The 24,817-nt window shown below is 44.1% G+C and carries 29 protein-coding genes and 3 pseudogenes; 13 read left to right on the plus strand and 19 right to left on the minus strand.

Going from position 1 to position 24,817, the window contains the following annotated elements:
- The 3 genes and pseudogenes from ACRC32_RS30450 to ACRC32_RS30460 all read left to right on the plus strand — a co-directional run.
- Window positions 1-654, plus strand: a pseudogene (locus tag ACRC32_RS30450) (hypothetical protein); the annotation flags it as partial.
- Window positions 626-1,256 (plus strand): annotated as a pseudogene (locus ACRC32_RS30455) (molybdate ABC transporter permease subunit); the annotation flags it as partial. The pseudogenes ACRC32_RS30450 and ACRC32_RS30455, both read left to right, overlap by 29 nt.
- 68 nt (window positions 1,257-1,324) lie before the next feature.
- Entirely contained in the window at window positions 1,325-1,681 is a 357-nt protein-coding gene (locus tag ACRC32_RS30460; RefSeq protein ID WP_438557488.1) for a tRNA-binding protein, read from the plus strand.
- Here the strand turns inward: ACRC32_RS30460 and ACRC32_RS30465 are convergent.
- Window positions 1,682-1,900, minus strand: a pseudogene (locus ACRC32_RS30465) (MerR family transcriptional regulator); the annotation flags it as partial.
- 70 nt (window positions 1,901-1,970) lie between these two features.
- On the opposite strand from ACRC32_RS30465, the gene thrB reads away from it, so the two are divergent.
- The gene (thrB, locus tag ACRC32_RS30470; protein WP_438557489.1) at window positions 1,971-2,891 is read left to right on the plus strand and encodes a homoserine kinase; all 921 of its coding nucleotides are present in this window, start codon (window positions 1,971-1,973) and stop codon (window positions 2,889-2,891) included.
- A gap of 557 nt (window positions 2,892-3,448) precedes the next feature.
- Here the strand turns inward: thrB and ACRC32_RS30475 are convergent.
- From ACRC32_RS30475 to psaB, 3 genes are all read right to left on the minus strand, one after another.
- On the minus strand, window positions 3,449-3,589 hold the full coding sequence (locus ACRC32_RS30475) for a photosystem I reaction center subunit IX (protein WP_015154278.1): 141 nt from the start codon (window positions 3,587-3,589) through the stop codon (window positions 3,449-3,451).
- Window positions 3,590-3,662: 73 nt separating this feature from the next.
- Complete coding sequence (locus ACRC32_RS30480; protein WP_438557490.1) at window positions 3,663-4,286, minus strand: Photosystem I reaction center subunit III; 624 nt, start codon at window positions 4,284-4,286, stop codon at window positions 3,663-3,665.
- Between the two features lie 282 nt (window positions 4,287-4,568).
- A complete protein-coding gene (psaB, locus tag ACRC32_RS30485) occupies window positions 4,569-6,794 on the minus strand; it encodes a photosystem I core protein PsaB (protein ID WP_438557491.1) in 2,226 nt (741 codons plus the stop codon).
- Window positions 6,795-7,482: 688 nt separating this feature from the next.
- Here psaB and ACRC32_RS30490 point away from each other — a divergent pair.
- The 6 genes from ACRC32_RS30490 (at window position 7,483) to ACRC32_RS30515 (ending at window position 11,994) form a co-directional block, all read left to right on the plus strand.
- Entirely contained in the window at window positions 7,483-7,746 is a 264-nt protein-coding gene (locus ACRC32_RS30490; RefSeq protein ID WP_438557492.1) for a hypothetical protein, read from the plus strand.
- Between the two features lie 387 nt (window positions 7,747-8,133).
- Entirely contained in the window at window positions 8,134-8,805 is a 672-nt protein-coding gene (locus ACRC32_RS30495) for a DUF2834 domain-containing protein (RefSeq protein ID WP_438557509.1), read from the plus strand.
- Window positions 8,802-9,458, plus strand: a complete 657-nt coding sequence (locus ACRC32_RS30500) for a hypothetical protein (RefSeq protein ID WP_438557493.1) — start codon at window positions 8,802-8,804, stop codon at window positions 9,456-9,458. The genes ACRC32_RS30495 and ACRC32_RS30500 overlap by 4 nt, the downstream gene beginning before the upstream one ends.
- Window positions 9,459-9,461: 3 nt before the next feature.
- Window positions 9,462-9,692 (plus strand): hypothetical protein, encoded by a 231-nt coding sequence (locus ACRC32_RS30505; protein ID WP_438557494.1) that lies wholly within the window; start codon window positions 9,462-9,464, stop codon window positions 9,690-9,692.
- Between the two features lie 21 nt (window positions 9,693-9,713).
- The gene (locus ACRC32_RS30510) at window positions 9,714-10,094 is read left to right on the plus strand and encodes a hypothetical protein (protein ID WP_106167036.1); all 381 of its coding nucleotides are present in this window, start codon (window positions 9,714-9,716) and stop codon (window positions 10,092-10,094) included.
- 64 nt (window positions 10,095-10,158) lie between these two features.
- Window positions 10,159-11,994 carry an ABC transporter ATP-binding protein gene (locus tag ACRC32_RS30515; RefSeq protein WP_438557495.1) on the plus strand — a complete coding sequence of 612 codons (1,836 nt, stop codon included), beginning with the start codon at window positions 10,159-10,161 and terminating at the stop codon, window positions 11,992-11,994.
- Here the strand turns inward: ACRC32_RS30515 and ACRC32_RS30520 are convergent.
- Genes ACRC32_RS30520 through ACRC32_RS30535 form a run of 4 tightly spaced genes read right to left on the minus strand, consistent with a single transcriptional unit; the run spans window position 11,988 to window position 15,361 of the window.
- Window positions 11,988-12,158 carry a hypothetical protein gene (locus ACRC32_RS30520; RefSeq protein ID WP_438557496.1) on the minus strand — a complete coding sequence of 57 codons (171 nt, stop codon included), beginning with the start codon at window positions 12,156-12,158 and terminating at the stop codon, window positions 11,988-11,990. The genes ACRC32_RS30515 and ACRC32_RS30520 overlap by 7 nt on opposite strands.
- 24 nt (window positions 12,159-12,182) lie before the next feature.
- Window positions 12,183-12,659, minus strand: a complete 477-nt coding sequence (locus ACRC32_RS30525; RefSeq protein WP_438557497.1) for a hypothetical protein — start codon at window positions 12,657-12,659, stop codon at window positions 12,183-12,185.
- Window positions 12,653-13,300: a ParA family protein gene (locus ACRC32_RS30530; protein WP_438557498.1), complete on the minus strand. Its 648-nt coding sequence runs from the start codon at window positions 13,298-13,300 to the stop codon at window positions 12,653-12,655. Before ACRC32_RS30530 ends, ACRC32_RS30525 begins: the two co-directional genes overlap by 7 nt.
- Window positions 13,301-13,348: 48 nt before the next feature.
- Window positions 13,349-15,361 carry a protein kinase domain-containing protein gene (locus ACRC32_RS30535; protein ID WP_438557499.1) on the minus strand — a complete coding sequence of 671 codons (2,013 nt, stop codon included), beginning with the start codon at window positions 15,359-15,361 and terminating at the stop codon, window positions 13,349-13,351.
- 488 nt (window positions 15,362-15,849) lie between these two features.
- Here ACRC32_RS30535 and ACRC32_RS30540 point away from each other — a divergent pair, with 488 nt between their 5' ends.
- From ACRC32_RS30540 to ACRC32_RS30550, 3 genes are all read left to right on the plus strand, one after another.
- Window positions 15,850-15,936: a hypothetical protein gene (locus tag ACRC32_RS30540; protein WP_438557510.1), complete on the plus strand. Its 87-nt coding sequence runs from the start codon at window positions 15,850-15,852 to the stop codon at window positions 15,934-15,936.
- A 101-nt stretch (window positions 15,937-16,037) separates the two neighbouring features.
- Window positions 16,038-16,265 carry a type II toxin-antitoxin system HicB family antitoxin gene (locus tag ACRC32_RS30545; RefSeq protein ID WP_438557500.1) on the plus strand — a complete coding sequence of 76 codons (228 nt, stop codon included), beginning with the start codon at window positions 16,038-16,040 and terminating at the stop codon, window positions 16,263-16,265.
- Window positions 16,258-16,479, plus strand: coding sequence for a type II toxin-antitoxin system HicA family toxin (locus ACRC32_RS30550; protein ID WP_438557501.1), 222 nt, complete (start codon window positions 16,258-16,260; stop codon window positions 16,477-16,479). Before ACRC32_RS30545 ends, ACRC32_RS30550 begins: the two co-directional genes overlap by 8 nt.
- Before the next feature lie 3 nt (window positions 16,480-16,482).
- Here the strand turns inward: ACRC32_RS30550 and ACRC32_RS30555 are convergent, their stop codons facing one another.
- From ACRC32_RS30555 to ACRC32_RS30605, 11 genes are all read right to left on the minus strand, one after another.
- Window positions 16,483-17,403, minus strand: a complete 921-nt coding sequence (locus ACRC32_RS30555) for an NAD(+) kinase (protein ID WP_438557502.1) — start codon at window positions 17,401-17,403, stop codon at window positions 16,483-16,485.
- 4 nt (window positions 17,404-17,407) lie between these two features.
- Window positions 17,408-17,713: an NADH-quinone oxidoreductase subunit NuoK gene (nuoK, locus tag ACRC32_RS30560; RefSeq protein WP_015154291.1), complete on the minus strand. Its 306-nt coding sequence runs from the start codon at window positions 17,711-17,713 to the stop codon at window positions 17,408-17,410.
- A gap of 28 nt (window positions 17,714-17,741) precedes the next feature.
- On the minus strand, window positions 17,742-18,389 hold the full coding sequence (locus ACRC32_RS30565) for an NADH-quinone oxidoreductase subunit J (RefSeq protein WP_039716711.1): 648 nt from the start codon (window positions 18,387-18,389) through the stop codon (window positions 17,742-17,744).
- 98 nt (window positions 18,390-18,487) lie between these two features.
- A complete protein-coding gene (gene ndhI, locus ACRC32_RS30570) occupies window positions 18,488-19,081 on the minus strand; it encodes an NAD(P)H-quinone oxidoreductase subunit I (protein WP_438557503.1) in 594 nt (197 codons plus the stop codon).
- Between the two features lie 91 nt (window positions 19,082-19,172).
- A complete protein-coding gene (gene nuoH, locus ACRC32_RS30575) occupies window positions 19,173-20,291 on the minus strand; it encodes an NADH-quinone oxidoreductase subunit NuoH (RefSeq protein ID WP_039716709.1) in 1,119 nt (372 codons plus the stop codon).
- Window positions 20,292-20,544: 253 nt separating this feature from the next.
- Window positions 20,545-20,709, minus strand: coding sequence for a hypothetical protein (locus ACRC32_RS30580; protein WP_438557504.1), 165 nt, complete (start codon window positions 20,707-20,709; stop codon window positions 20,545-20,547).
- A complete protein-coding gene (locus ACRC32_RS30585) occupies window positions 20,706-21,845 on the minus strand; it encodes a citrate synthase (protein WP_438557505.1) in 1,140 nt (379 codons plus the stop codon). Before ACRC32_RS30585 ends, ACRC32_RS30580 begins: the two co-directional genes overlap by 4 nt.
- 91 nt (window positions 21,846-21,936) lie before the next feature.
- Complete coding sequence (sixA, locus tag ACRC32_RS30590) at window positions 21,937-22,473, minus strand: phosphohistidine phosphatase SixA (RefSeq protein WP_438557506.1); 537 nt, start codon at window positions 22,471-22,473, stop codon at window positions 21,937-21,939.
- Between the two features lie 123 nt (window positions 22,474-22,596).
- On the minus strand, window positions 22,597-23,886 hold the full coding sequence (locus ACRC32_RS30595; RefSeq protein WP_438557507.1) for a DHH family phosphoesterase: 1,290 nt from the start codon (window positions 23,884-23,886) through the stop codon (window positions 22,597-22,599).
- A 210-nt stretch (window positions 23,887-24,096) separates the two neighbouring features.
- Window positions 24,097-24,594 carry an HNH endonuclease gene (locus ACRC32_RS30600; protein WP_015154299.1) on the minus strand — a complete coding sequence of 166 codons (498 nt, stop codon included), beginning with the start codon at window positions 24,592-24,594 and terminating at the stop codon, window positions 24,097-24,099.
- A 24-nt stretch (window positions 24,595-24,618) separates the two neighbouring features.
- Window positions 24,619-24,817, minus strand: a 199-nt coding sequence (locus ACRC32_RS30605; RefSeq protein WP_438557508.1) for a hypothetical protein, incomplete at its 5' end; no start/stop codon positions are given.

Here is a 24,817-nt window from a genome sequence, read left to right on the forward strand (position 1 = left end):
AGAGCAAAGATTGCGGGTGGAGTTGTAGGAGAAGCATTAGAACAACATCAAATTGCACCTACATCAAATCCAGTTAGGGAAGTGATTTGGCAGATTCAGCGCCTATTGGCTTTACTCTTCGTTGGTTGGTTATTGCTGCGATTTGTCCCCACGTGGACGCAAAATTTAGCGGCAAGAGTCCAAGCTAAACCGTTATCGAATTTAGGTTGGGGGATACTAGCATTTGTGGCAGTTGGAGTAGGTACGATTGCGATCGCCACTGTAACTGTTATACTTACTATTCTTTTGGCGATCGCTCTACCTAGTCTCGTTCCACCAGTCTTGGGATTGGGAATAGTTGCTAATCTTGCTCTTGCAGTCAGCTTTATCGCTTTTGCCAGTTTTGTGCCGCAGATTGTCTTGAGCTTATTAGCCGGAAGCTGGCTATTGCAAAAATTACAACCTAGTAGTCCCATACAACCCCCAATACGACAATTAGTAGCACTGGGGATTGGTGTATTAGGATTTGTTCTGCTGACAGCCATTCCCGTACTAGGGGCGATCGTTACCCTCATCGCGATCTTCGTCAGCCTCGGCGCACTTGCACAACACGTTACAAGTCGTAAGCCACAAGTTGCAATTGTCGATCGCCAACTCCCAATCGCCAACCATTAATAACAATCCCTTGTTCTGGCGATCGCGCGATCTGTTTGATTCTCAACGCAAAATTAATCTGTCCACACGCGATCGCAAAATTGGTTTTCTTTTTCAGAACTACGCTTTATTTCCTCACCTAACAGTAGGACAAAATATTGCCTTTGGTTTACCGAAAGCTACGCCAAAAAAACAAATTATCCAAGTCGTAGAAACTCAACTTGTATTAATGCAACTACATGGTTGTGCTAATCGTTATCCCCATCAACTCTGTCTAATTATCAAGGTGTAACTCTATTTGTCAGTCATAATTTAGAAGAAGCTTATCGAGTTTGTCAAAATTTCTGAGTTATGGAAAATTAAAATATGTAGGAATTCGCGCCCATCAAATTATTTTTACGACTGAATCAAACCGAGAAAATACTTTTCCTTGTTTTTTAGCTCAAACTAGCGAAACTCCCCATCGTATGACTGTATATCTCAAGTTGTACTAACAGCCAACCCACTCTAGCGATTATCACCTGCAAGCAGAAGTTTTTAAGGAAAAGTGGGAGATTCTGAAAGGGCGATCGTTTCCCTGGTATATTAGGCTAGATCCAATACGACTAATTTTAATGACGTAAATGCGATCGCATATGGAAAGGCGCGTTAACAAGGCACGCTACAAAAATTTATTCTGTGAATTGAGTTTATGAACTTTGATGATTCAGCGATCGCAGAAATTTCTTTTGATGACTTTCTCAAAGTCGATATGCGAGTTGGGACAATTATTGCTGTTGAAGATAACTTGAAAGCGCGAAACCCTGCTTATATATTGACAATAGACTTTGGTGAGTTGGGACAAAAAATGAGTTCGGCACAGATTACTGATAACTATTCAAAAGCCGAACTCATCGGCAAGCAAATTATTGCTGTCGTTAACTTCCCAGCGAAAAGAGTAGCAGGCGTTAAGTCGGAAGTCTTAATATTAGGGGCAGTTCCTAATAATCAAGGGGTAGTTTTACTAGAACCAAACTTACCTGTAGAAAATGGCACTCGAATTAGCTAACAGCAATTTTTGCGACTGGGAATTAAATTTCAGTAAGGAAAAGCCTAAATCTTTCAGAGCCAAAATCCGATTTAATCTAGGTAATTGGCTAGCATAGTAGTAGCGATAGCTGGTAAACTGGTCTACCTGGGTTGGTTTTAAAAGCCCCATTTCGTCATAGAGACGTAGCGCTTTGATGGATACGCGACTAAGTTTAGAAAAGTCAGCAATTTTGAACATCAATGCCTCTAACTGTTAACTATTTCTAGTACACACCCTCCTCTAAGGGCATCAAGAGTAAATTATTTCAATGTCCGAATCTCATATTACCGTCACCGTTCCTGCTACCACGGCAAATCTAGGACCAGGGTTTGATTGTATTGGTGCAGCATTAACTTTATACAATCGGTTCAAGTTTTCCCGCTTGGAAGTAGGCAAACTGAGCATAACAGTTACAGGTACAGAAGCCGCCAAAGTTAAGACAGATGAGAGTAATTTACTGTACCAGGCTTTTTTGAGACTGTATCAACACATTAAGCAATCGCCGCCAGCAGTAGTAATTGAAATTGAATTAGGCGTACCTTTGGCGCGGGGTTTGGGGAGTTCGGCTACTGCAATCGTTGGTGGTTTGGTAGGTGCAAATCAATTAGCAGGTACGCCTTTAAGTCAAGCTGAGGTGATGAATTTAGCGATCGCAATGGAAGGACATCCTGATAATGTCGTACCAGCCTTGCTAGGTGGCTGTCGGCTAGCAGCTAGCGACAGCAAGTCAAATTGGCAAATTTGCGATATCCCGTGGCAAGAAAATATAGTACCTATAGTTGCAATTCCTGATTTTGAGCTATCGACATCTGAAGCGCGATGGGTTTTACCAACTCAGGTGAGTCGCGCCGATGCAATTTTTAATACAGCACATTTAGGACTACTACTGCGGGGTTTAGCAACAAGTAATGGAGAATGGATCGGTGCAGCTTTGCAAGATCGACTGCATCAACCATACCGTCAAAGATTGATTGCAGGTTATGAAGCCGTACAAAATGCCGCTTTAGCTGCTGGAGCCTACGGAATGGTCATTAGTGGTGCGGGACCAACTTTACTAGCATTGACGGAAACCGCAAAGGCGGCGGCTGTAGCAACGGCAATGCAGACAGCTTGGCAACAACAAGGGATTGATGCTGAAGTGCGATCGCTGGCGATCGATACTCAAGGGGCAACTACCAACCCTGTTTGATTCGTGAAATTCAAATGTACGGTGGGCAATGCCCACCCTACCAGAAAAGCGCCTACAAGTGATTGAGTTAGTAATAATAGCATCCATAATAATTAGCTTCGAATCAAACTCAATTTTTTGCTTTATCAAGATATTATGATTCAAGCGATAGCTTTTAAAGATAGCACTATATATTTCACTTATATTAGCTAGCAAAATCAATTCAAAATATTGCCAAATAAGACTCAATATTCAATAGAAGAACATCTGTATTTTTCAATCCAATTAGTGTTTAAAATTGTAACAAAACTGGATGTTTTTCTATTCTTTATTGATACTCTAAAATGAAAGGGAAAAATTTGTTGCCTGGGTTTTAATTTATCATTCCTTAGTGATAAATTAAATCCTGCCTCTACTAACCTAGAGGCATTTTTATTGTAGTCGCGGGCAATTTCATTCACAGCAAAAACTCGACACCTAATAGAATAGAGGTCAAATTTCCAAATAGTATTTTGCTTTTATAGTAGGGCAGTAAATTTCCACCCTACTAATGACCAACGACCAATGACCAATGACTATTAAGGAGTAGGCTTAAAATACGTGCCATACTGCAAACCTGGAAACCAAATTTGCAACATAATTAGCACTACCGAAAGAGCAACCATTGTAAAAGTTGCCATTACAGGGGCAAGAGTGAGATATTTAAACACATGTTGCATGGCTATTTTCCTAATGTGAGATTGCAAATAGTGCGGAACAAAGTTTTGAACTAATTCAACTTAACTAATTCGGCTATCGTGGTGAGATTGGAATTTCTTCATCTCTAGCAGTCAAGTCACCACTCAAGAACTCTTGCAGTGCTAAAACAGGCCAAAGAACAGCTTTCGATATAGACTGCAATGCCAACGGTAAATCGATAAAAATTTCTTTCATTTCGGGGTCGCTAGCTGATTTAGTGGCACGGAGATAAGAACGACCGCTCCAGCCGATAAAACCAGCAACGTACAAAAATAGACCGATGGGAACTAAAACATCAGTAGCTCGATCTAAGCGATCGAGTGGCAAATGAGGTAAACCATCCGTGCCGCAAAGTTCGTATTTTGCGTAAGCCTTAAATGGCTTATTGAAGTAATAGGTATCAGGAGCATTTTTCATCCGCGCCTGAAAAGCTGGCGATTTGCTACAAGGTACGAGAGTGCTATTAGCCGCAGAAGCCGTAGGAATTGTACTGCCCCAAATTACAAAGGCGATCGCCAGTGTAAATAATAACCGACTCATGTTAATTTCGATTTTTGTTTTGTCACTTTTTATGAACTGCATAGCATTGTTAATGGTTCGTTTTAGAGGCGCGATCGCCTCTGCAAAAGAGCGATCGTCGTTGTCTTTGGCAAGTATCCTAACAGACTCAAAATCCAATTTAATCTGATTTGATAAAATTTAAATTGTCCTGACTACAAGATAAAAAACGTTTTGTGTTTTATTACTTCACATATTGTTTTTCAAAAACTAAAACTTAACTACAAAAGGGTTTTAGGAAATAAGAACCATCTCAGCAACTCATTTTGTAGCTTCATTTATGAAGAAAAAATCTCAACTCATCTAGTTATTTTCGGTTTCTTTACAACGCCAGCCGGGATGCGATCGTTCGCGATCGACAGACATTTTATGTAGGGTGGGCAATGCCCACCCTACGCTCGATTAGCCAAACTTACCAGCAGTCGAAGCAATTACGAAAGCAGCATAAGTGAGGACGTAGCCAACCGCAAAGTGAGCTAACCCCACAACGCGAGCTTGAACGATTGACAGAGCCACAGGCTTGTCTTTCCAGCGAATCAGGTTTGCTAGAGGTGTCCGCTCGTGCGCCCAGACCAAAGTTTCGATCAACTCTTGCCAGTAACCGCGCCAAGAAATCAGGAACATGAAACCAGTTGCCCATACTAAGTGTCCTAATAGGAACATCCAAGACCAGACAGACAGGTTATTCATGCCGTATGGGTTATAGCCGTTAATCAACTGAGCTGAATACAGCCACAGGTAATCGCGCAACCAACCCATCAGGTATGTCGAAGACTCGTTGAACTGAGCTACGTTGCCTTGCCAAATTCCTAGATGCTTCCAGTGCCAGTAGAACGTCACCCACCCAATCGTGTTTAGCATCCAGAATGCAGCCAGGTAGAAGGAGTCCCAAGCGGAGATATCGCAAGTGCCACCCCGACCGGGACCATCACAAGGGAAGGCATAGCCGAAGTCTTTTTTGTCGGGCATCAGTTTGGAACCACGGGCATCTAACGCACCTTTAACTAATACCAACGTGGTTGTATGCAAAGCGAGAGCAAATGCATGGTGGACTAAGAAGTCACCAGGACCAATCGTCAAGAACAAAGAGTTCGTACCAGCATTGATCGCACCTAACCAACCAGGCAACCAGACATTCCCGTGGTTGGGCCAAGCTGTTGTAGCGATACTATCTGGGTTAGACAACAGAGTATCGAAGCCGTACAAAACCTTACCGTGGGAAGCCTGAATGAACTGTGCGAACACGGGTTCGATCAGAATTTGCTTTTCGGGAGTACCGAAGGCAACGACGACATCGTTATGAACGTAAAGCCCTAGAGTATGGAAACCCAAAAATAGCGAGACCCAAGACAGGTGAGAGATAATCGCCTCTTTATGCTTCAAGACGCGCTCTAATACGTTGCCCTTATTCTGGTCTGGATCGTAGTCCCGTACCCAGAAGATCGCTCCGTGGGCAAAAGCCCCCAGCATGATGAATCCAGCAATGTACTGGTGGTGCGTGTATAACGCTGCCTGGGTCGTGTAGTCCTGCGCCATAAAAGCATAGGGAGGCAGGGAATACATGTGTTGTGCCACTAGAGAGGTGATGACCCCTAAGCAAGCTAAGTGCCAGCCGAGCTGGAAGTGGAGAGAGTTATTGTAGGTGTCGTAAATACCTTGGTGAGGCATATTGAACGGACCTTCTACTGGAACACCAAAGAAGGTTTTGGCATTCATCATCTCCTTGATGCTGTGACCGATACCGAAGTTGGTACGGTACATGTGTCCGGCAATAATGAATAATACCGCGATCGCCAAATGGTGGTGAGCGATATCCGTCAGCCATAAAGACTGAGTTTGAGGGTGGAAGCCACCTAAAAAGGTCAAGATAGCCGTCCCCGCACCCTGAGAGGTTCCAAATACGTGATTGGCAGTGTCAGGGTTAGCAGCATAAGCCGCCCATTTTCCGGTAAAGAAGGGCGTTAGACCTTCTGGATGGGGTGGTGTAGTCAGAAAGTTATTCCAACCGACGTGCTGTCCGCGAGCCTCGGGAATTGCAACGTGAACTAGGTGTCCAGTCCAAGCCAAGGAGCTAACGCCAAACAATCCCGCTAAGTGATGGTTCAGGCGAGACTCCGCACTCTTAAACCAGGCAAGTCCCGGGCGGAATTTGGGCTGTAAGTGCAACCAACCAGCTAGCAAAAATACAGAAGCTAGCAAGAGTAAGAACACCGAACCCATATAGAGGTCGCCATTCGTTCGCATCCCGATGGTGTACCACCAGTGATAAACACCAGAGTAGGAAATATCGACGGGATAGCTTGCCCCACCTTGGGTAAAAGCATCAACTGCGGCTTTACCGAATTGAGGGTCCCAAATTGCGTGGGCAATGGGACGGACGTGCAGGGGATCTTTTGTCCACTGCTCAAAATTTCCTTGCCAAGCTACGTGGAATAGAAGGCTGGATGCCCAAAGAAAGATGATGGCAATGTGACCGAAGTGTGTAGCAAAAATCTTTTGATAAAGATTTTCTTCAGTCATTCCATCGTGACTTTCAAAGTCGTGGGCGGTAGCAATCCCATACCATATCCGACGAGTGGTCGGGTCTTGTGCGAGATCTTGGCTAAATTTGGGAAATTTAGTTGCCATTTACTTTACTAAATCCTCCAATTAGCTAATCCGTTGTTATTAATCTGAATTAGCAAAACAGTACAGACAAACGAAATCTCCCTCGACATGAAGCCGAAGAGAAACTACTGTAATTAAATTCACTAGATACCGTATTAAGGTGTAGTTTTAATAGCGCAATTCAATAGCTAAATGCAACAAAACTAACTTATTGCGAATAAAAACTAACTCAGTCCTTGTGCATTCGCACATAGAAGCATTATTAAATTATTTAGCGATTTATTAAGGCTAGTAAAGCACTTTTCAAATTATGAAATTGCTTTTAGATTTATAAATTGAAGCGTTCTGGTTAAATCTATCAAACCCTAACTATACTAAGCTTTTGCAGCTAAAGCATCGCCACAGAGTAATGTTGCATTTGTTTAAGCAAGCTTCTTAATCTGGCACTTTATGTTATGCCGCAGTGAGTCAACAACTCACGAGTCATTTATCAATTATATCCATAAATAATTCTAATATGCGATTGTTAGAGTGCGTTTCAAACGCTCTCTAGATAAATGAGCTGAAGGTGGGAGCTGCCTACCCTACAAGGAAAAATATAAATAATTCTAATGCGCGATCGCTAAAATACGCTCTAACATACTCTCTACATCACAAAGTTAGATTTTATTAGTTAAATTAGGCATCATAACTATAGGCTAGTGTAGCGATGTTTTATAAAAAATTTGAGCTAGCTAAAAGTTATCTTCAAAAACTTCTACAGCTAGCACCAGATTATCAGTATGGAGATGCTTTTTTGGCATATTGTAAAACTCTTTCGGCTTTACAAGATACTGAAGTTGCCCAATTAGAACTCAAACAGCATGTCAAAACTTGGGGGCAACCAGAAGCATATATTCTATTAGCGAGAATTTTGATTCAACTAGGTAAGACTCAGGAAGCACGGAATTATTTCGAGACGATGATTGCGTGAGTCAAAGGTTCTACACATTTTCACCACAAACGCAATCGTCACTTTATTAGGCAAGCGGAGAAGATGTTGAGGAAAATTTGTAAGTCGTAAGTCGTAAGTTGGAATCAACGAATAACGATAGCTGATAACTGAGCTGATAACTGTTAAATGACCGACAACTCTTCCTTTAGGTGTAAGCGAGGAAAAGAGAGCAATTTTAAGATTTATGAAAGTAGCTCTTGCACCAGGCGACTGCAAGTCGCGACTACACAGACAAAACCTGCCTACGCAGGTTTAAAAGCATTGAAATTTCTCAGTCCGCGTAGTGGAATTCGATTGTGTAGCCACGAATTATATTCGCCCGAATCTGTTGCCAGATGTAATATTACTAGATTTATTTCGCTGATGATGAGCAGAAAGATTGGATTTTGGTTGCTGTGGCTAGGATTTCTTACTTACGCTTTCGTATTCGCGCCCCCCGACCAACCAGATACACTGGAATTAATTACAAATCTTTCCACAGGGAAGTGGGCGGGAATTAATCCTCTAATTGTCTCCCTATTTAATTTGATGGGAGTTTTCCCACTAATTTATAGTTGCTTGCTGTTTATTGATGGTAGAGGACAAAAGATCCCTGCTTGGATATTTGCAACTATATCAATGGGTGTAGGCGCATTTGCTTTATTGCCTTATTTGGCATTACGTCAACCGAATCCAACATTTCCAGGTCAGAAAAATCTGTTGCTCAAGTTATTAGATGCACGGCTAACTGGTGTTGTTTTGAGTATAGGTGCGATCGCGTTAGTTGCATACGGTTTAGGAAAGGGAGACTGGACAGACTTTTTTCAACAGTGGCAAACTAGCCGTTTTATTCATGTTATGAGTTTGGATTTTTGCTTATTGTGTGTTTTATTCCCTGCTTTGCTGGGGGATGATATGGCACGCAGAGGCATGAATAATTCGGTAATTTTTTGGCTGACAGCGTTAATTCCTTTATTTGGCTCTTTAGTTTATTTGTGCGTGCGTCCGCCTCTACCAGAAGATAGTTCGACAGTAGCGAGTCAGCAAGTGATGACATGAACAGAAAAATTGCTTTATGGACGATTTGGGCGGGATTTCTCGTCTACGTGTTGTTTCTTGCCCCACCGATTCACTGGCAAGAAACTTTGGATCTGTTGATGAAAATATTGACGTTCCAGTGGACAAGTGTAAACCCAGTTATTTTATCTTTGTTTGCTTTAATTGGCGTTTGCATTGCTCTCTACAGTTGCGTGCTTTTCTTTGATGGCAGAATGCAGAAGTTACCGTTTTATCCTTTTGCGATCGCCTCTACAGGCACGGGGGTAATTGGGTTAATTCCTTATTTGGCTTTACGAGAAGCAAATCAAGAGTTTACAGGGCAGAAAGATACTTTTTTGCAGGTGTTAGATTCCCGCATTACAGGGTTATTTCTGACTTTATTTACTTTGAGTTTATTGGGGTTTGGAATTATTTTCGGTGACTGGGGAAATTATCTTCAGCAATTTCTAGGCGATCGCTTTATCAATGGCATGAGTTTAGCATTTTGTCTATTTTGCTTGTTATTCCCCACAGTCCTCGGTGATGACCTGGCGCGGCGCGGATACTACAGCAATTCTCAGTTATTTTGGCTGATTGCCCTAATTCCATTACTCGGTCCCCTTGCCTATCTTTGCTGGCGACCCCCAATTAAGACAGTGACCAGTGACCAGTAACCAGTGTCGTTATCAGAATTTGTAGTAGGGGCGGGTTTAGCAAACAAATCAACAGCCTCAATGAAAAATCTTCCCTTAAAACCCGCCCTTTCAGGAACCGTAGGGGCGGGTTTAGCAAACAAATCAACAGCCTCAATGAAAAATCTTCCCTTAAAACCCGCCCTTACGAAAGACAGCGACCAACAACCAACAACCAACAACATATATAGTTCGTGTGTACTATATAAGAAGTAGTTATCGGGAGAACGATGAGTTATGGCAGTGGCAGAATTGCGAAAGAATGGGATGATGGCGCATCTTCTGGATGCCCTAGATGCCGGTGAGGATATCGGACACTACGGTAGGTTGGTGTTTGCGATGGTGGCGCGTCATTTTTTGAGTGAAGAAGAATTAATTAACTACCTGACTAAAGATAAAGACTGTAGTGAAACAGAAGCACGCAGCCTCTACCACCAGGTACAAGCCAAAGACTACAATCCGCCCAAACGGGAACGGATATTAGAATGGCAACAGCACCAAGATTTTCCTATTTGTCCCAATGCTGACGATCCTGATGCAGGTAATGTGTATAAGGATCTACAATTTCCAGAACACGTCTACGAACATATTTCTGAATACTACGAACATAAAAATTAGCGATCGCATTTCGTAGGGGCGCACACCTGTGCGCCTCTACCACCAATAATTACCAACTCCAAAAATGCCAAAGCCACGAAACATCCTGCAAAGACTGCTGACACAATTGAAACAAGGATCGCAGGTGTTTCAATATACAGGTAGAGCGGTAGGATTAGTTTGGCAAACAAGTCGCGCCCTAACCTTTGTTTTGGCGATTGTGACTGTGGTAGCGGGTTTACTCCCAGCTGCGATCGCCTATGTGGGTAAGTTAATTGTCGATGGTGTGGTTTTAGCCCATCAGTCGGGATTAGAACGCGATCGCCTGATTACACTAGGCTACTTGGGAATTGAGGCGATTTTAGTCGCATTACTCGCAGGAAGTCAGAGAGGATTAACGATCTCCCAGTCTTTGTTGCGAGTGTTGCTGGGACAAAAAGTCAATCTATTAATTTTGCAGAAGGCGTTAACTTTAGATCTCATCCATTTTGAAGATTCGGAATTTTATGACAAGATGACTAGGGCGAGAAGAGAAGCTTCTAGTCGTCCGTTGTCTTTAGTGAGTAGCACGTTTAGTATTGTCCAAAATGCGATTTCTCTTGTGACCTACGGTGGCTTGCTGCTACAGTTTTCTTTCTGGGCAGTCATAGTATTGTTGTTGTCAGCCGTACCTGCATTTATTGCTGAGACGCGATTTGCTGGGCAAGCTTTTCGCCTATTTCGGTGGCGTGCGCCGGAAACAAGGGAACAGACTTATTTAGAAACTTTGATCGCTCGCGAAGACTTTGCTAAGGAAGTAAAGTTATACCAGTTGGGGGCGATGTTGTTAGAACGTTACCGTTCGATCTTTAATCGGCTATATGGGGAAGATCGAGATTTAACTTTGCGGCGTGGTGTGTGGGGATATTTATTAAGTTTGTTGAGTACGGCAGCGTTTTATCTTGCCTATGCTTGGATTGTAGTTGAAGCGATCGCGGGGCGACTTTCGCTGGGTGATATGACGATGTATCTAATGGTATTTCGTCAGGGACAAACGACTTTTTCTAGCACTTTAACTAGTATTGGCGGAATGTATGAAGATAATCTCTATTTATCTAATTTATACGAGTTTTTAGAACAACCTATTGCTTTACCTAAAGGCAAAGCTACCCAAGGTTTAATACCTGGAGATGGAATTCGATTTGAAAATGTTTCCTTTATTTATCCTGGTAGTAATAAACTTGCTTTGAACAATGTTTCGTTTCGGATTCGAGCCGGAGAAAAATTAGCCATAGTTGGTGAAAACGGCTCTGGCAAAACGACTTTAATTAAATTATTGACTCGATTATATAATCCAGATAAAGGGCGAATTTTACTTGACGGTTTAGACTTGCAAGCATGGGATCTAGGAGTTTTACAAAGGCGAATTGGGGTAATATTTCAGGACTTTATTCGCTACCAATTTACCGTAGGTGAAAATATTGGTGTTGGTGATGTTACCCGCATTGAAGACAGAGAACTGTGGCAAGTAGCAGCAGATAAAGGAATGGCGCTACCAGTAATCGAACAATTACCAGAAAGCTTTGGAACGCAATTAGGTAAATGGTTTCGAGGCGGACAAGAATTATCGGGAGGACAGTGGCAAAAAATAGCTTTGTCTCGCGCTTTTATGCGGAATAAAGCCGATATTTTAGTTCTAGACGAACCCACAGCGGCTATGGATGCGGAAGCAGAGTTTCAAATTTTTGAACGCTTGCGATCGCTCACTCAAAATCAGATGGCGATTCTGATCTCTCATCGCTTTTCTACCGTGAGAATGGCGGACAAAATTATGGTTTTATCTGGTGGAAAAGTGGTAGAACAGGGAACTCACAAAGAATTATTGCAGGCAGGAGGACGTTATGCTCATCTATTTCGCCTACAAGCAGCGGGATATCAGTAGAGACGCGTTTCGAGCGAAAATTTCCAACTAAGGCGATCGATGCTATTTACTAAACCCGCCCGTACAGTAGGGGCGGGTTTTGACCCAAAATTTTTAACTTTGGCTGTCAATCTCTCTGCTAAACCCGCCCGTACAAAAGCGTGTAGGGTGGGCATTGCCCACATTACTAGAACAGTACCTTTTTTAAATCAATCAAACCAACCAATATCTTTATCTGTAAATGCAGATGATGACATATCAGGTAAAGTGTAGGATTGTACTGGTCTAGCTAAGGCAGAACTAGCAGGTTTGGAGTTAGATTTAGAGTTTGTTTTGGAGCTAGATTTAGAGTTAGTCTCTGTTAGTTTCAAAATTGTTTCTTTGGCTTGGTCGAGTTCTGCTTGCAACTTTTCAACTTTTTCAACTAAAGCTTTTTTGTCTTGTAGTTGCGATCGCAACTCCTGATTCTCGGTTTGGGCAGCTTCTAGTGCTGCTTGTATGTCTTTCACTGTAGCTTCCAGTTCGGCTTTAGTGGGACTGGTACGGCGATGATTCGTGGCATCAGAATTTGTCTCTTCTGAAGTGGGTTCCTCCACAACAAGTTTTGCTTCTACCGTAATCTCCTGCGGTTCGGCAGATTTTTGCGCCTCTTCTTTCAATAAATCGGATAGATTTTTTCTCACCATAACTTCCTCCAATCCCTCTCCATTTCGTCGGCGACTTTACGGTAATCTAATTGTGCCTCTTTTGCGTGCTTTCCTCGCCACTGGACGATTGGCACGCCATCCAAAGCTGCCCGTTCGTGGGCTTTATAGGCGCGGATGACAGTCTTGCAAGCTGGAATACCGAGTTCTTTAAGGGTGTTTTGAGCTGCTTGCGCTTCCGTCCAACTGCGAGGATCGACTCGCGTTAGAAGGACGCGATGGGCTACCCCTGATGGTACGACTGCACGTCTGACTGTCTCAACTAGGATAGCTAAATCCATCGGTGCTGGCGGCGTTGGTAACAATAAATAATCTGCTGCCGCGATCGCTGCTGCCAACGATTCCGAGTTGAGCGCTGGTGGTGTATCGACGACGACGAGTTCGTATTCCTCCACCTGCTTCAATCTACCCAATAGTAAGGGGTCGGTTTCCTGTACCAAATCGAAGCCCATTTTCTGGTCGCCACGATCGACCCACCAAGAAAAACTGCCTTGAACGTCGGCATCGACCGCTAAGACTTTGTAATGCTCGGCAAGAATTCCTGCCAAAGCCATACTTGTTGTGGTTTTACCCACGCCACCTTTACCATTCGCCACAACAATTATCTTGGGTTGCCGAGCCATTGCGCATCTTTCTAGGGACAAGAATAGATTACCAAATCCGCGTCCCTATTACGGCGATAGATGCCAAAAAGCGATTGTCTTGTCTGCACTACCACTAACTAGAGTCTGTCCATCTCGACTGAAAGCAACAGACCAAACCGGAGCTGAATGTCCTCTTAGGGTAGCTAGTGTCTCTCCTGTAATCAAGTTCCATACTCGAATAGTCTTGTCATCGCTGCCCGTAGCAATTTTTTGACCATCTGGGCTGAAGGTGACAAAATTGACATCAGCTGAATGTCCCGTCAAGGTGCGTATTTCTCGTCCCGTGTTGGGATTCCAAATTTTGATCGAGCGATCGTCACTGACGCTTGCTAGTTCTTGACCAGTCGGACTAAAGGCGAGGGAGTTAACATCGCCTGTATGCCCTCTGAGGGTGAAAATTTCCTGTCCTGTATGGAAATTCCAGATTTTGATTGTTCTATCTGTACTACTGCTGGCAAGCTTTAAACCATCTGGGCTAATAGCAACGGACAAAACTTCAGCAGCATGACCCCTCAAAGTCCGAAGTTCCTCTCCTGTCTTGAAGTTCCAGATTTTAATTGTTTTGTCATAACTCCCACTAGCCAACTTTTGACCGTCTGGGCTAATGGCAACGGTATCAACATAGCTAGTATGACCCTTGAGGCTACGAAGTTCCCGTCCCGTATTCAAGTTCCAAACTTTGACTGTATTATCTTTACTGCCACTAACTAGAGTTTGACTATCTGGGCTAATAGCGACAGAGTAAACCCAGTTGGTATGACCTTTAAGGGTGTTGAGTTCTCGGCGATCGCTAAAATTCCAAATTTTAATCGTTTTGTCGTCGCTACCACTAGCAAACTTCTGTCCGTCTGGACTGAAATCAATCGTATTAACTTCCCCAGTATGCCCGACGATCGTGGAAATTCGGTTGAGATACCAATAACCATATCCCACCAATCCTAATACCAGGATGATACCTCCTGCTAGCAGTCTCTTCTGAAACCGTTGGAGAGGAACAAGCGTGGGCAGCGCTTGAGTGCGATCGCGCTTGAGTTGCAGTCGCTTTCCCGTACTCGAAGGCTGTTCTGTAGGGTTAGAATCTGCCTTAATGCTACCAATCTCGCTTGACGGTAGTTGGGTTTCGATTGTCGCTGGGTCAACAGACAACTGGATGCGATCGCTGAAGTCTCGCAGAACTTCATCTGCATGTTGGTAGCGCTGGAGAAAGTCCTTTTGCAGCAGCTTGTCTAGGACTCGCTCTAGTTTTTGACTAATTGGCGTTTTAAGATATTGTCGCCAGTCTGTCACCCAGCTGTAGCCTTTTTCCGTCCACAGTTGAGATGGATGGATCTGGGTCAGCAGATAAAAGCAAGTTACGCCTAAACTGTAGAGATCGCTAGCTGGATAGGCATCCCCAATATTCATTTGTTCCAGCGAGGCATAACCAAAGGAGCCGATGCTTGTTCCTGGGCTAGCGATCGCCGTTGCCGATAATTGCTTGGAAACGCCAAAATCAATCAGAACTGGTTTACCGTCACTCTGACGACGAATAATGTTTTCTGGCTTGAGATCCCGATGAATCACATGATGAGCGTGAATAAACTGGAGTACTGGCAATAAGTCACTCAACAGTTGCCAAATTTTTTCCTCGCTAAATATCCCTTGTTGCTCTACTTCCTGCTGCAAAGTTTGCCCTACAATCAACTGCTGTACCAGATACAGGTAGTTATCCTGTTCAAAGTAGGCGTATAACGCAGGAATCTGCGGATGTTCCCCCAACTGTTGTAGGCGCTGTGCCTCTTCCTGAAACAGCTCATTTGCTTTTTGCCAAGCTTTGGTTCCTGGAAATTGCGATACCAATTGCTTGACAACACACGGTTCATTTAGCTTGTCTGTATCCTCTGCCAAAAAAGTTCTACCAAACCCGCCGCTACCTAACTGGCGGACGATCTGATAGCGATAGCGCAGCAGCGGCTGAATTTCTTTGCCGCAACTGTGGCAGAAGGGCGTTCCTTTGGGATTCAAAGGCTTCTGGCAACTAGGGTTGAGGCAGTAACTCATAATCAGCCGTTAACCAACCGTTGAGTATTATGATAAGTCGTCTCTATAAATTATTTATACCGCTTATTTATACCGCTCTTAGCAGAGCGATCGCCCTTGCAGCCTGACAAATTTTTCAACACGCTCGACTCAGCGCTGATTTTCACTCATTTTCGTTTTCGTGAAGATATACTGATTTATCCCATTGAACAGTTTAGGCTAGGAACGTTTATTTATTAAAGATTACGTCAAATCTCTCAAAACTTCAATTGGCTCAATATTGAAAATCCCTCAGATATTAAAACAGTTGTGAATGAAATGCAAAAGTTCCGTGGCACAATTGAAGGTGGAATTTGTGTACGACGAGTTGAAGATTTTATATCAGATTTCGAGCAGCATTACTTTGTTATCAATAGTAGAGTATTTGCTGCTAATTCAGATAAAAAAATCCTAGTCTTCTAGAAGAATGTGCTAAAAGAATCAAAAGTAGGTTTTTCTCTATAGATACAGTGGAACGTAGAGACGGAGTTAAGCGAATTGTCGAAATTGGTGACGGGCAAGTTTCAGATCTGGTTGGATGGACATCTGAGCGTTAGGATGGACATCTGAGCGTTTTGCCGAGCTTTAGTTGGGTGAGCGCTAATATTTGAGTGTTAGGCAAGCAATTACCTACCTTACTATTGATCGCTCTATATCTATGAAACAAATAAAGCAGTTTACAGGAATTATTGAACGGGAAGAAAATGGATACGTTTCTTTGTGTCCAGAGCTAGATATTGCCAGTCAAGGTAGTACAGTTGAGGAGGCAAGAAATAATTTAGTTGAAGCATTAGAATTATTTTTTGAAACCGCAGATCCTGCTGAAATAGAAACTCGATTGCACGGCGAAGTATTTATCACTAGATTGGAGGTTACGATTGGGTAGACTGCAAGTTTTTTCTGCCCAAGAAGTTTGTCGAATTTTAGAACAGTATGGGTTTACCAAAGTTCGACAGCGTGGCAGTCATATTATTATGCAGAAGCGAACCGAAAATATAACAATTACTATCCCTGTACCAAATTATTCAGAAATACGTGTAGGTACTCTGCAATCTATGATTCGACAATCAGGTCTGTCGCGCTCTTTATTTGAGGAGTAATAATCAGTTACGGTGATTATTAGTATATTGAATTCTCGCTCCCGCCCACTGTAATTTCTCGCGTAAAGTTTGGTAATAAGAATAATTTTCTCGCAAAATAATAAATTTAGCGTCACAATCTGCCATTTGAATATCGACTCGCTGTCCGGGCCAAATTGCCGTTGCTAAAACGCTATCCATCCATAATTTAGTATTCAATTCGTAATCGCCCAAAGCCCACACGCTGACGACGGAACCAGGTGGTAAAACAATCGGTCGGCTGGAAAGGCTCATCGGACAGATGGGAGTGACGGTAATTGCTTTCATCCCGTCATGAACGATCGGTCCATTGGCGGAAATGGTGTAGCCTGTGGAACCAGTGGGAGTCGCAATAATTAACCCATCACCCTGATATTGATCGACCACTTCCCCGTCAATTTCCATTTCTAGAATAGAGGTAATCGAGCGGTCAGCAGATGCGGGTTTTATACACATTTCATTTAATGCTAGAAAGCGATCGCTCGCTCTTTCCACGTTGCTGCGATCGCCTTCATAAAGTCCCGCTTGTAACATCATCCGCCGCTGAACCGCGTATCTATCCTCCAGCAACCGATCCCAGACTTGTTCTGAATCTTTAAAACTCTCAAATGACTCGGTTAAAAAACCTAAATTCCCACCCACATTAACAGCCAAAATAGGGATTCCCTCAGCAGCTAAGTGCCTTGCAGCTGTGAGTACCGTGCCATCGCCTCCTAGAACTATCGCTAGGTCGATTGGGGCAATGGCTGAGGCAAGAAATACTGGATAAGGATTGTCTTTGGGACCGCTCGGACCCATCAGTATTCTACAGCCACGGTCTTCTAACTGCTGGGCGCAAATTTCTGCCCAACGGCGACTGAGGGAATCTCCTGCTTTATGAGCGATGATGACTTGCTTTAACTGCACTCAACTACCACTTTAGTAGATTGAATTGCTCCATATCGATTGTGTCGCGGTTACGGTAAATCGCTAACACAATTGCTAATCCTACAGCTGCTTCAGCCGCAGCAACGGTAATGACAAATACAGTAAAAACCTGACCCTTGATTGCTTGTGAATCTAAAAAGTTAGAAAATGCCATCAAGTTTAAATTTACGGCATTGAGTAACAATTCAATTGACATCAATACGCGGATGGCGTTGCGACTGGTAATCAAGCCGTAGATCCCAATACAAAATAGGGCGGCGGCGAGAATGAGAAAGTACTGGAGTTGCATTTATTTCTTGGCTTGCGAGTATCTAAATCTAAGAGTTGCCTTTGGCTTGCTTGTCTTTACTTAAATTGCTGGTGCGATCGCCCGACACGGTAATAAGTTCGCGCGGACGTTCTGGCAATGTCAATACGGGTTGTTCTTTACGAGGCGAAATTGTTTGTTCTGGCAAAAATTCCCGCCGCGCTAAAATAATCGCCCCTACCATTGCCATTAATAACAAAACTGAAGCCAGTTCAAACGGTAGCAAGAAGTCGCTGAAGAAATGTTGTCCAATCGAGACGATGGAATTATTACCAGGTGTCACGCCAGTAGAATATACCCAAGGCGTTGCCAGCACCATCGTACTTAACAGCGCGAATAATCCCAAACTGACGATCGCAGTTAATGTCGGGCGTACCCAAGCATTCCGCAGGGGGGCGAAATCCTCGCGCTTGTTCACCAACATAATCGCGAATAGGATCAGTACGTTCACCGCTCCGACGTAAATCAGCACCTGAGCCGTGGCGACAAAATCAGCATTCAGCAACAAGTACATTCCCGCAATACTGATAAATACCCCTGCTAATAAAAAAGCAGAGTAGACGATATTGGACAGCAGCACCACTCCCAAGGCTGCCCCAATCATCATCGCTGCTAAGATGCCAAACGAAACAATCTGTACCCCTTGTGCTATATTCACAACTCTTTATCCTTTGTCATTTGTCACTTGTCATTTGTCACTTGTCATTTGTCATTTGTCTTTACGAATGACGAATGACGAATGACGAATGACGAATTCTACTGAGCAGTCTGTTCTTCTTGCTTGACAATTTCTTCTGGTAGCATACCAGCTCGTTTAGCATCTGCTGGCAGATCGTGCGGTTCGAGTACGCCTTTGGGCAAGTAAACGAGTTCCCGCAGTGGCGTAACCATCGAATCTTGGGTAACTTTATATGGTAAGCGACCTAGAGCTACGCTATCGTAGTTGAGTTCGTGGCGATCGTAAGTACAGAGGTCGTATTCTTCTGTCATGGATAGACAGTTTGTCGGACAGTATTCCACGCAGTTACCGCAGAAAATACAAACGCCAAAATCAATACTGTAGTGGTTGAGTTTTTTCTTTTTCGATGGTTTGTCAAATTCCCAATCGACTACAGGTAGGTTAATCGGACAAACGCGAACGCACACTTCACAAGCAATACACTTATCAAATTCAAAGTGAATTCTGCCGCGAAAGCGTTCTGAGGGAATGAGTCTTTCGTAGGGGTACTGGACTGTAATCGGTCGCCGCTGCATGTGGTCGAAGGTTACTGCTAGCCCTTGACCGATATAGCGAGCTGCTTGAACTGATTCTTTGGCATAATCGCCAATTTGCTTGAGAAATTTCAACATGGTACTGTGGTGTTTCTCTCTTTTAAGGTCATAGGCAATTGGTAATTGGTAGTTGGTAATTGGTAACCGATCGCCAATTACCCATTACCCATTACCCGCCGAAGGCAAAGGGAAAAGCTAACTTCAGTGCTGCGGTCAAAAGTAAATTAACTAGACTGACAGGGAGCAAAAACTTCCACCCTAAGTCTAATAGCTGGTCGATCCTTACTCTGGGTACTGTCCAGCGCAGTAGGATGGCAATAAAGACGAGGAAATAAGCTTTGAGTAGCGTCATAGTGATGCCTAAAGATGCATCGACGACTTGCAACCAAGAACTATCTCTGCTCACTCCCACCCAGCCAGCGAGAATATCGAGGGGAATGGGAAATTCCCAACCACCGAGGTATAAAACGGCTACCATCAGGGCAGAAAGGACGAGGTTAACATAGGAACCCAAGTAGAACAAACCGAATTTCATACCAGCGTATTCGGTTTGATATCCCGCCACCAGTTCTTCTTCTGCTTCTGGTAAGTCAAAGGGCATCCGTTCGCATTCTGCTAAAGCTGCAATCCAGAAAATGACAAAACCAAGCGGCTGTCGCCATACGTTCCAGCCCAAAATGCCGTAGCCCGATTGCTGTTCCACAATGTCGATGGTGCTAAGGCTGTTAGACATCATGACAACCGCCAGCACTGATAGGGCAAGCGGAACTTCGTAGCTAATGGACTGCGCTGCTGCTCGTAAGCCTCCGAGTAGGGAGTATTTGTTATTGGAGGAATAGCCTGCCATCAGCAAACCAATCGGCTGAATGCTCGACAATGAAATCCATAAGAAAACTCCCATCCCTACATTAGTAATTACCAAGTTCTGTCCGAACGGCACGATTAAATAAGACAGAAACACGGGAATGACAACAATGATGGGTCCGAGGGTAAATAGTAGCGAATCTGATTTGGCTGGAACCACATCTTCCTTGAAGACCAGTTTCAAACCGTCAGCTACAGGAGCTAGTAAACCAAATGGACCGATATATTCAGGACCAATTCGCTGTTGCGCAGCAGCGGAAATTTTCCGCTCCAACCACACGCATACCAACACTCCCACTGTCGAGCCAATAATCATTAAAATCATCGGCAGTGGCATCCAGATGACTTTGGCTACATCTGCTGGTAGTCCCAAATCCATCAGGGTTTCAATAAAAGTACCTTGCAGGTCTATTCCTGAATTCATGCTTTGCACTTGGTAAGAAGTAAGCAGTGAGTAGTGAGTAGTGAAGCAGCGGGCGCAGAGGAAACCTCTGCGACATTAGCTGCGTAGTAGTGAGTAGTGAGTAGTGCAAACACTAAACTCATGTCTCACTCTTTACTCCTCTTCATGAAGATTTTTTTAACATTCCACTGCCTAGTATATCGTTCGCTGGCTCACAGCAAAGCAGAGTACTTGAGAAGTTGTACTTATACTTGTATTCGAGGTTTGTCTATAGTTAGGTAATTGGTGAGTGGTAGTTGCGTGGTGCGTGGTGTGGGAAGTGTGGGAAGTGTGGGAAGTGTGGGAAGTGTGGGAAGTGGGAGTGGTTAGTCATAACTACTGTCTTCACCGATCGCTGGTCACTGATAACTACTCCCTGCTCCCTGCTCCCTTTATTCACTGTCTCAAATGAACTGGAGTATAGGAGACATCGTGATGACCGTTGTAGACTTGGGTGGGGCGATAAATACGGTTTTGGACGAGCTGTTCTTTCCAGTGAGCTAGCCAACCTGCTACGCGGGCGATCGCAAATACGGGTGTAAATAAGTCCGTAGGGATACCCATCTTTCTGTATACCAAGCCAGAGTAAAAGTCAACGTTAGGATAGATGCCTTTCTCGCCTAGTTTTTCTGCTACGGCATGTTCTAACTCTACGGCGATGTCATAGTATTTGTCGTAGCCGAATTTTTCAAATAACTGCTCTGCCAATTTTTGTAAAATGGTTGCTCGCGGGTCTTTCACCTTGTAGACTCGATGACCGAAGCCCATGATCTTAGCTTTGCGCTGCATACAGTCCTCTAAGTAAGGACGGACATTTTCTACCGAGCCAATTTCTTCTAGCATCGTAATCACTTCCTCATTGGCTCCTCCATGTAGCGGTCCGCCGAGAGTGCCAACTGCTGACGCGACTACAGCGTAAGGATCGGTTAGCGTCGAAGCCGTTACCCGTGCTGAAAACGTGGAAGCGTTCATCGTATGTTCGGCATGGAGAATCAAACAGATATCAAAGATCCGTGCAGCTAATGGGTCTGGTTCCCGTTCGTTGAGCATGTAGAGAAAGTTTGCGGAGTAATCCAAGCCGTCATGGGGACGCACGGGGTCGTTGCCATTCCGCATCAACTGAAACGCTGCAATCATCGTTGGTACGGTTGCTAGCAGGCGTACGACGGCATCTCTAACGTATACGGGGTTCTCTAAGTCGCGTTTAGAATAGAACAAGCCTAATGCCGCTGCTGAAGCTTGTAGCGCATCCATCGGATGACCGCTTTCAGGAAAGCTTTTCATCATATCCCGAATGCGATACTTAATTCGCCGATGATGTCTCACCTCATGCTCGAATTCTTCTAACTCTTGCTGAGTTGGAAGTTCGCCCCAAATTAAGAGGTAGGCAGTTTCTAAAAAGTTGCTTTTTTCGGCTAACTCTTCGATGCGGATGCCGCGATACTCCAGTATCCCTTGTTGTCCGTTGACAAAGCTGATACCGGATTGGGCGGCAGGGATGCCTTCTAGACCTGGTCTAAATTCGCAAACGGACATAGCTACACTGGCTGCATAGAAAAGACAATACTCAAGCTAACTTACCAAAAACTTGCCTTGTGTAGTTAGTTTTACCAGAATTATATGCTATCTAGAGCAGAAACTTCGGTGGAGCCAGCCAAAACAGTTGACTTCGACCCATAGGAGAATTGACTTTTGGTAAGTTAACACCAATGATACCTGCTTTTTTCAGAACTAGGGCAGCAGAGTCATCATCCAGAGAATTTTCAGCAAATGCTGACTCTTGTTTGAGTTTTCCCCAAATCAGCATTTCTGCCCATTGTCCCAAATCTGGTTCGTGACCGACTAAAGCTAGTTGAGTATCAGTAGCCAGCATTTGCTTTTGTTCTAGCCAGCTCAACCACAGATGAAAATCTCCTTCTGGAGACAGGTGGCTAGACTCTTCAATCTGAGAACTCAATCCACAAGTTTTCAAAATTTCTGCCGTTTGCTTTGCTCTGGTGAGAGGACTGGTCAAGATTAGTTCAAATCGCAAGCCGAGTTCGTAGAGGCGTTTTGCTACTTGTTGGGTTTTTTCCCGCCCTTTGGCTGTCAATTCTCGTTTTTCATCTTCCACATCGGGACTTCTTTCTTCAGCAATACCGTGACGGATTAAATACAATTCCATAATTTGGTAATTGGTAATTGGTAATTGGTAGTTGTTAATTGTTGGCTGTTGGTAGCGTTGAGCAATTGGCGATATTCTGTTAGCTGTGAACTAATTGCTTCCCCATTACCTATTACCCATTACCTACTCGGTCTGAATCGGACTATCTTGTGGGTTGACCAGTCGTTGAAGTTTCTGCTTGATTTGAGAGTCGAAGACTTCCCATTTCATTTTGGCGTACGCAGAAATTTCATTACTGCCAGATAAGAAGCCCATCGGAATTTCAAAGCCACCCGCGCCGCTACGTCCGCCGCCGAAGAAACGTCCTTGATTGTCTTGTCCGAAAGCTTCTTTGAGGAATTCGTCGGGGTCTAAGGTGAGTTTGGTGGTACGTAGCGACCCAATGACAACTTCTAGTTCTTCATCTTCGTCGTGAACGATACCGTAAACGACAGCCGTGTGGACGTTTTCTTCTGTGACTAAAAAATCAGCTGCTTGAGGAATAGCATCGCGGTCGTCATAACGTAGGTATCCCACACCTGCAATAGAAAAGTTATTTTGAACTATACGATTTTTCAGCGATCGCTCGATCACATCCATCACCCGTTTGGAGCGATTGGTCTGCAATACGGCTTTGAGCAATTGGTAATCGTAAAATCGACTCAAAAAGCCTGCTGCCTGAAAATCCTCTTCTTGTGCTTGCATCAAGCTGCTGGTGTCGGAACGCAAGCCGTGCATCAAGGCAGTGGCGCATTTGACGTGTTGTCCGACGCTACTATCGAGTACCAGTAACCCTGTTTGCAAGTACTGGGTCAAAATTGTGGCTGTAGCGCGGACGTTGGGACGAATATCGGCAAACTCTGGCTTGAGTTCTCCTTGCAAGCTGTGATGGTCAATGACCGATATGAGTGGCAAACCTGCTTCTAAAACGAGCGAGAGCAGTTGACTTGTCGTCCCCTGGTTATCGACTAGCACGTAACCTTTATAACCAGATAAGTCTTTGCTTTTAGCTGTTTGAACTGGCAGGCGCTGCGCTGGTAGTCCCGTTAGTTTGACTAAAGCAATATTTTCTTGATGACTCAAGGTTCCAGCATAAACGATGTCGCACTGCAAATCATATTGCTGCGCGATGAGTTGATACGCCCACGCCGACGAAAGAGCATCGGGGTCGGGGAAGTCTTGCAATAAGACTAAATGTCGTTCGTGCTGATGTCGCTCTAAAACTTGCCGCAATGCTTCCACTTTTGATGTGGTGGAAGAACCATTGTTGTTGCGTCCAACTGGTTGAGTCCCAGAATCGCCGGTCAAGGGAGCGAGAGATGGTTCTTGGGTTGCAACCGCAGATCCCATATCTATCTCAACTTCTTCAACAGAAGACTCGCTATTTTGAGTGGAAGGCAGACTATTAAGCTGCTTGAACGAGTTCAAGGGCATAAATACTATCGTATGCGTGTGAAGCGAAAATTGTGGTCAAAAATGTTACTATTACTCGAGAAACTGTATTAGCCTCGTCGCACAGTGAGTGCAATTTTTTACTGCAATTATTTTAGGCATCAACAGTTAGGCTACTCAATCCGGCGCTCGGATGAAATACAAATTCTATTTCTCATCATAGCTCTAGAGCAACTATTCAGCCAGGGTCGATTAAAGACCGATGACATACTTTTGCCACTCATCATGCAGACCGCTCTTGAGATGCTTGGTGACTTCAAAGTAGAGGCTGCTGTAGGGCTTGCGCGGCGGATGGCGCAGATGCATGTGTGCCTCAGATGGAGTGCGGCTGCCTTTCTTGACGTTGCAGCGGACGCACGCAGTAACGATGTTTTCCCAAGTATCCATCCCGCCACGCGATCGCGGTAGAACGTGATCTAACGTTAAATCCTCCCCGATGTAGCCGCAGTATTGACAACTGTGACTGTCTCGATGGAGGATATTACGTCTGGTAAGGGGAATTTCTTTGTAAGGGACGCGAACGTAGTGACGCAGGCGGATGACAGTCGGCAAGGGAAACTCGGCGTAAATGACTTTGCCGTTGTGTTCGACTTGCTCCGCTTTGCCTTTAATTAGCAATACAATTGCCCGTCGCCAACTCGTGATGTTAATCGGCTCGTAAGAGGCGTTCAGGACTAAGACCTTAGCCATTGAGTATCGCAGCAGCCAACTTTTTTACAAGATATTAACATAATTACTCAGATTTGCATCATTTGTCATTAATAAGTGGTGAGTAGTGCGTAGTGAGTGGTGCGTGGTCAGAAAAAAGGAACAAAACTGTACCATCTTGTGATAGAGCAAATATTTGCCTATAGTTAGACCTGCTTTGAAAATTGAAAGTCCGAGGGATTCGGAATTAACTGGTAATCGGTCA

The sequence above is a fragment of the Chroococcidiopsis sp. genome, assembly GCF_051657925.1.
GTDB lineage: Bacteria > Cyanobacteriota > Cyanobacteriia > Cyanobacteriales > Chroococcidiopsidaceae > Chroococcidiopsis.